Below are 5317 nucleotides of genomic sequence, written 5' to 3'. Positions count from 1 at the left end.
ATTTCTAAAAAAGATATATATAATTATAGTCTTTTTCAACTTAATAATGATGAATATGAAGAAAAATTATTCACGGATATAGCTGAAGAGGTTTCATTTAATTTTGATATTTATGCAAGTACTGGATTTAATAAAAACTTTGACGTAGATGAATTTTCTGATATTAGCTTTAGTCAAAAAATGTTTCCAAAAGCTATAAGACAAAATACACCTCAAATCAAAAATTTTGCTGGGTTTTCTATTGGAAATATCATATTAATAGGTATGAACTATAAAAACCTTGTGACAAATTATGATGTAGGAATAATGAAAGCATTATCAATAAACTTTGACCTTATGGATACCATGAAGCATCAGATAAATGAATTAGAAAATGCTTTTGAGTACACTACAAATGCATTGGCAAGGGCAGCAGAGGCAAATGACGATTTAACTGGAAAACATATTAAAAGAGTTAATATATTTTCAAAGAGAATATCAGAAGAATTAGGAATGAGCAAAGAATTTACAAGGAAAATTTATTATGCAGCCCAAATGCATGATGTGGGAAAAATTAATATAGATAAAAGCATCTTAACTAAACCAGGAAAGCTTACTGATGAAGAGTTTGAAATTATGAAAAGTCACACTGTTTACGGAGAAAGTATAATAGGGGATTCCGAGTATTTAAAAATGTCCGCAGAAATTGCCAGAAATCACCATGAGAAATATGATGGAACAGGGTATCCAGATTCTAAGATGGGAGAAGAAATTCCTATTTGTGCCAGAATAGTTGCCCTAGCAGATATATACGATGCACTAAGAAGTGCGAGAACCTATAAACTAGCATTTTCCCACGAAAAAGCCTATGAAATAATAACTGTAGGAGATGGTCGTGTAATCCCAGGGCATTTCGAACCCAATGTTTTAGGGGCTTTTAAGAGAATACACTTGGATTTAAAAAAAATTTACGAGGAAATAGGGGATTAGAGAAGATGGGTGAAGTTTAATGGTATCCCATGCCTAAAATCAATAATAAATTAAAAGGAGCAAGTATGGAATTTCAAAAGTCAGTTATTGAACTTATTAAGATGAGGACATCAAGCAGATCATTTGATCAAAGAAATATTGAAAGTATAACCCTTAAAAAGCTAAAGGATTATATTGTAAAAATTAATGAAGAAACAAAACTAAGGGTTAGGTTTATATTTACACAAAGTAATGATAATGATGGTGGTAAAGTAAAAAAGTTAGGTACATATGGGATTATATCGGGTGCTAATTCATTTATTATTGGAATATTAGATAAAGAAGAAAAAGACGCACTTGAATTTGGGTATTTATTCGAAAAAATTGTGCTCTACGCAACAGATTTGGGACTTCAAACATGTTGGCTCGGTGGAACTTTTAATAAGAGCAATTTTGCACAAAATATGAATTTACTTGATAATGAATTCATACCCATTGTATCTCCTGTAGGAATAAGAAAAGAAAAGCCTAGAGTTTTTGAATCTGCTATGAGAGCAGTTATTGGTGCTAATAAACGAAAACCATGGAGTGAATTGTTTTTTAACGCGGATAGTTTAGTGCCATTAAATGAAGATGGCGCTGGACAATATGCTATTCCATTAGAGATGGTAAGACTTGGACCTTCTGCTTCAAACAAACAACCTTGGAGAATTATAAAGGATAAGAATGCATATCACTTTTTTCTTTGCAGAACCAAGGGGTATGGAGTAACTGGTTACGATATGCAAAAAAATGACATTGGAATTGCTAAATGCCATTTTGAGTTATCTGCAAATGAACTTGGGTTAAAAGGCACGTGGCAAGAAATAAAAAATATAAATACACCAAATGACTGGGAATACATATGTACCTGGTCTAAATAATGTAAATTACTTTTATTAGAATCAATAAGAAATAGAGGGTATTTGCATGTAGATCGGCATTCTGCATATCATAATCTTTCAAAGGATATTACAGTTTGTGGATGGTTTAATCAGTTTTTGATTAGGGTCAATAACAGATTTTATTTTTCCTGCATTGGGTATTGTGGTATTCCCATCTACAATTATATCAATAAGTATTGGAACGTGTGGAATGTAGTATGCAATTAATAAATATAAAATGATGTTAATTTCTTATGAATTGGTATCAGAATATATTTTTGAAGCTAGGCATAATGATAGAAATGGATACAAAATATATTCCTCATAATGAATGAAAAGGATTATTATATATAAATATTAAATCGAAAAATAGGGAGGATTAATATTCTGAATATCTAATAAAATGTAACCCATTATGCATGTAAATCATATAATAAATATGTAAGTTTTAAGATGAGGCGGGGGGCTAAGTTATGCTACGAGAAGAGAATATTAAAATTATGCTATTTACAATATTATGTATTTGTTTTATTTTCTACTTATATTTGGGTATCTCTAGTTACAGAAAAGATAAAAAATCAAAAGTTAACATAATATTTTTTTGTCTTTGTATTGCGGCTAGCCTTTGGGGCATAGGATATGCATTCATGTTAATTTCTCCTAGTATAGAAATCGCAAATATATGGAGAATAGTTTCTGCGTTAGGTTGGTGTTTTTTTAATGGAATATGGGTATCCTTCGCATTTTCTCTTAAAGGTATAAATCAAAAAAACTCTAACTCAAAAATACAATTTTCAATATATATAACTTCACTGATGTTTTTCATAGGTAATTTAATATACGAACCCTCTAAAGTAGTAAGTAGTGAAGCTTACGGCTTTGTAGATAATTTATACTCTGAAACAATTATCGGTATTGTTTTTAGTATATACGTCGCAGTTATATATATAGCTGGTTTTGTAATAATATATTTTCAAATGAGAAATTCTCATAAGAAGAGAGTCAGAAAGCAGATGAAAATTATTTTAATTAGCGGTTTTATCAGTTTTTGTTTAGCGATAATATCAGATTTGATTTTACCTGTAATAGGTATTAATATTTTTCCGTCTGGGATTATATCCATTTCTATTGCAACGGGTGGAATGTGGTACGCAATTAATAAATATAAAATGCTGTCAATTTCTTATGAACTTGTATCGGAATATATTTTTGAAGCTGTAAATGAACCGATTTTAATATTAGGTGAAGATTTCCTTATAAAAAATTGTAATGATGCTTCACTAAATATAATTGGCTATAATAATAAGGACTTAGAGCAAAATTCACTTTATGCAATAATAAATTTTAGAAAATTCAATTTTAATACCATAATTCAAGAAAGAAATGTTATCAATATTGAAGTAGACTTACACAGGAAAAATAAAGAAGCTCTTGTCTGTGAACTATCAGCCACAGTTGTATATGATGAATATAAGGACATATTAGGAATCCTTGTTCTATTACATGATGTTTCTGAAAGAAAAAAGATAGCTGAAATACAAGAGAAGTATACTTTAAAATTGGAAGAATCAAATATTAAACTTAAAAATGAGATTACAGATAGATTATTTGCAGAAGAGCAAATACGTTATTTCGTATATTATGATGCCCTTACAGAACTTTCTAATAGAAAAAAATTATTAGAAGATGTTAACATGCTACTTGATAATAAAACTGAAAAATTTGCCATTCTTTTTATGGATTTGGATAAGTTTAAGAGTGCCAATGATGATTATGGTCATGAGGCGGGAGATTATATTCTTAAAACTGTGGCGGTGAGATTAAAAAACATTATTAGGTCAACGGATGAAGTTTATAGAATTGGTGGTGATGAATTCATAATAATATTAAGAAATTTGAAAGCTTCTGCAAATGTTGAGAAAATTGCAATGGCAGCGTTGAAAACATTAAGCGTAGCTTTCAACTATAAGGAAAACCAATTATTTGTGGGGGCATGTATAGGCATAAGTATATTTCCAGAACATGGAATTGATGCAGACACGTTAATTAAGCAGGCTGATTCAGCTATGTATGAAGTTAAGCGCAATGGTGGAAATGGATACAAAATATATTTCTAGAAAATGAAAGAATAATATAATAGTGAATTTATTTAGATGATTCATAATTTTAAGATTTATTAAGTAATATCAGAAGGCAGAGGAGTGAATGATATGTCATTGTTAATATGGAATAAAATGTACATGGTAGGAATTACTGAATTTGATGAACAACACAAGAAATTAATTGTATTGATTAATAAGCTTTATGACGCAATGAAGGAAGGAGATGGCAAGAAAGTATTAAAGGATATATTAAATGAATTAATTGAATATGCAAAATATCATTTTAAAAGTGAAGAAAAATATTTTGTGGAATTTAATTATCCAGAAAAAGCTGAACACGTGGAGGGACATAATTACTTTAGGAAAAGTGTGTCAGACTTAAAAAACCGGTCTGATGAAGGGAAACCTGTTTTTACTATGGAACTTATGACTTTCCTTAAACAATGGCTCGTTATTCACAGCATGGATAGTGACAAGAAATATGGAAAGTTTTTAAATGAAAAAGGGGTCTATTAATAAGTTAATTTTGATAAGATTTGTCTGACTTGCTATATTTTCTATTTCAGCTGCTATTATCTTAATTTCACTAACAACCATGCCTTCTGCTATTGCTTTTAATATGATTTCTTGATTCTCCAAATATAATTTATTAGTGGTACTAGCACTATTTTCAGCAGCACCTTCTGATATTTCTACAATTAACGTTTTTAAGGTTGTTATAGATGTGTTTAAAGCTTTTCCTAAACTTTCTAGTTCACTCTTATTATCAATATCAACAGTTTTTGATAAATCATTTTCTGAAAGTGCGTAAGTTACATTTACAATCTTCTTTATTTGCCTCGAAATTCCAATAGAAGTTGTTAAACCGAGTGTAAGAGCAATCAATAATACTGATATTGATAATCCATTTCTTAGAGTGGGCTGATTATAAGATATTTATCCGTTTTATGTCTTAGCGTGGGTTTTGTGGGAGTATCTATACTACACCACATAGAAATGGCTTAGAAAATTGATTTTAATGTTGTTTATATATAAACAATATAGAATCTCTATTGATGAGAAAATGTTTAAAAATATGGTAAATTATGATAATATTATATAGAGAGTTACGACGCAGTTGTAAAAAATAGCGAAGCGATAATTATATAATCTTAGTGGGTGGACATGAGATATTTAAAAAGTGATAACATAGTCGTCGGGGGTAGTATATATGACTTGGATACCATTTTTGTGTTTAGGAATAGGTTTATTCTTTGGTATAAGGAAATTGCCGGATAATGTATTAAAACTTGTGGACTGGGTAATTAACATTGCGTTGATTGTTTTAATGCTTACAATAGGTAT

General features: G+C 29.7%; 5 protein-coding genes. 4 read left to right on the top strand and 1 reads right to left on the bottom strand.

Features of this window, described 5'->3' with window-relative positions; all coding sequences use genetic code 11:
- From JJE11_RS14135 to JJE11_RS14120, 4 genes are all read left to right on the top strand, one after another.
- The coding region (locus JJE11_RS14135) for an HD domain-containing phosphohydrolase (RefSeq protein ID WP_291636732.1) at positions 1-969 on the top strand (969 nt) is incomplete at its 5' end.
- A gap of 29 nt (positions 970-998) precedes the next feature.
- The gene (locus tag JJE11_RS14130) at positions 999-1871 is read left to right on the top strand and encodes a nitroreductase family protein (RefSeq protein ID WP_291636730.1); all 873 of its coding nucleotides are present in this window, start codon (positions 999-1001) and stop codon (positions 1869-1871) included.
- 473 nt (positions 1872-2344) lie between these two features.
- Positions 2345-3988, top strand: a complete 1644-nt coding sequence (locus JJE11_RS14125; protein ID WP_291636724.1) for a diguanylate cyclase — start codon at positions 2345-2347, stop codon at positions 3986-3988.
- A 93-nt stretch (positions 3989-4081) separates the two neighbouring features.
- Positions 4082-4489, top strand: coding sequence for a bacteriohemerythrin (locus JJE11_RS14120; protein WP_291636722.1), 408 nt, complete (start codon positions 4082-4084; stop codon positions 4487-4489).
- On the opposite strand, the gene JJE11_RS14115 is transcribed toward JJE11_RS14120, so the two are convergent.
- Positions 4466-4858 (bottom strand): HAMP domain-containing protein, encoded by a 393-nt coding sequence (locus tag JJE11_RS14115; RefSeq protein WP_291636720.1) that lies wholly within the window; start codon positions 4856-4858, stop codon positions 4466-4468. The two genes, JJE11_RS14120 and JJE11_RS14115, sit on opposite strands and share 24 nt — an antisense overlap.
- Positions 4859-5317 lie beyond the last annotated feature (459 nt).

Source organism: Clostridium sp., assembly GCF_016650095.1.
Classification (GTDB): domain Bacteria; phylum Bacillota; class Clostridia; order Clostridiales; family Clostridiaceae; genus Clostridium_AD.
This window is presented reverse-complemented; position numbering and strand designations above follow the sequence as displayed.

Coding starts and splice junctions, on each gene's coding strand:
- JJE11_RS14120 (WP_291636722.1), top strand. CDS start 4,082: ATGTCATTGTTAATATGGAATAAAATGTACATGGTAGGAATTACTGAA.
- JJE11_RS14130 (WP_291636730.1), top strand. CDS start 999: ATGCCTAAAATCAATAATAAATTAAAAGGAGCAAGTATGGAATTTCAA.
- JJE11_RS14125 (WP_291636724.1), top strand. CDS start 2,345: ATGCTACGAGAAGAGAATATTAAAATTATGCTATTTACAATATTATGT.